We start from the raw sequence: 1,826 nt of genomic DNA, 5'->3' as shown, positions 1-1,826 counted from the left end.
TTAATTTTCGCCCATTTGTAATCGACGAAGCCAAGTCCGTCGATAATCACGCCGCTCACCCGTTCGCTCATGACGTAGGTGTCGGTGTAAAAGTAAACGGGAGCCACCGGCATCTCTTCCATGAGGATTTGTTCCGCTTGGGCCAATAAATGCCTGCGTTTGTCAGGGACGCGCTCCAACACGGATTGGTTCAAGAGGGATTTGTAGGCGGCATTTTCCCATTTTGAATAATTGGTCCCGGTACTCTTTTCCTTGAACAGTTCCAGGAAATTGACCGGATCGTTAAAGTCGCCCACCCAGCCTACCCGGCCAATTTGGTAGTTTCCTTGATGCAGGTCGCGAATAAACGTACCCCAGTCCTTTTCTTCCAACCTGACATCAACCCCCAGCACCTGTTTCCACTGTTTTTGTACCGCTTTTGCGATTTTGGCATGGGTCTCCGACATGTTGTACATCAGCGTCACTGGCGGAAGCTGTTCAATTCCCGCTTCTTTCATGCCTTCCGCGAGCAGTTTTCTCGCAGTCTCGGCGTCGTTGTCCCGGAAATAGCCCTGCGGATGAAGCGCCATCGAGGACGGCACAACTCCAGTCGCCGGCCGGTTTCCGGGTGCCACTTCGGCGGTGATCTCCTGCCGGTTGATCGCATAGACAAAAGCCTGGCGGATTTTTTTGTTGTCAAACGGAAAGCGCTCCGTGTTAAAGGAATACCAATACGTCCCCGCGATCGGTTTGGAGATCAGCTTGCCGGATCTCCCCAGCTCGGGCAGCGCATCGAGCGGCAGGGCACTGAGCGGCGCTCCGGCCCAATCTAGCTCGTTTTTTTCGAACATGGACAGCTCTTTGCGTTCATCGCCCTCCATGGAAAACTGAATCCCGTCAAGCTTGACGGCATCTCTATCCCAGTAGTACGGATTTTTTGTCAAAACCAGCTTTTCCCCGTGCTTCCACGATTCGACCTTGAACGGCCCGTTGCTGACAAAGGTCTCGGCATCCAAAGCCCACTCCGGGTTGGCTTCCACTACTTTGTGATTGACTGGATAGTAGGTGTAGAACGCAGTCAACTCCAAAAAGTACGGAGCCGGATGCTCCAACGTCACCAGCAGCCGTTTGTCGTCCAGCGCCTTGACTCCCACCTCGTCCATGCTGATTTTGCCTTTGTTGGCCTTCTCGGCATTTTTCAGATGGTAAAGCTGGTAGGCGTAATTGGCTCCGAACAGCGGATTGAGAACCCGTTTCCAAGCGTACTCAAAGTCATAGGCGGTCACCGGATCCCCGTTGCTCCACCGCGAATCCCGCAAGGTAAAGGTATACGTCAAGCGATCAGGGGAAATATCAATCTTCTCCGCCATTGACGGATGGGGCTTGCCGTCTGCTCCGATTCGCGTCAGACCGTCGAAGGCTGCCCGGGCGATGGAACCCGATATGAGGTCCTCGGCCACCCCGGGGTCTATCGTAGCCGGTTCATTGTGGAGATTGAGCCGAAGCTCGTTTTGTGGCGCTAACTGCCGCTTGTTGAAAATGATATTTCCACAACCAAGTACAACCACCATAGCGATTACGGTGGCTAACACAATCCAGACAGCTTTCTTATTCATTCTGAGAAAATCTCCTCTGTTTCTTTCTGCTTACACTATACTGCTTTTCATTCGAAAATCATATATTGTCGAATTCGGTTTCATTTTTTTACAAGTAAATCAAAGTGTTTGAACACTCCTCAGCTGACCAACGAGAAATCCGCTTGTAGACCAGTTTTATTTCGATTCACCTCCTTCTCCTTATTTTACCACAAAAGGGGAATGTACGTTCTCAAAAAAGGCTAAAAAAAA

At 51.0% G+C, this 1,826-nt stretch carries 1 protein-coding gene; it reads right to left on the bottom strand.

Translation table 11 applies throughout. From position 1 onward, the window contains the following. Positions 1-1,595, bottom strand: a 1,595-nt coding sequence (locus tag HGBM_RS26085) for a peptide ABC transporter substrate-binding protein (protein ID WP_019119050.1), incomplete at its 3' end; no start/stop codon positions are given. Positions 1,596-1,826 lie beyond the last annotated feature (231 nt).

It is taken from the genome of Brevibacillus massiliensis, from assembly GCF_000311785.1.
Classification (GTDB): domain Bacteria; phylum Bacillota; class Bacilli; order Brevibacillales; family Brevibacillaceae; genus Brevibacillus_C; species Brevibacillus_C massiliensis.
Note: the sequence above shows the minus strand (reverse complement) of the source record. Positions and strands in the feature narration are given on the sequence as shown.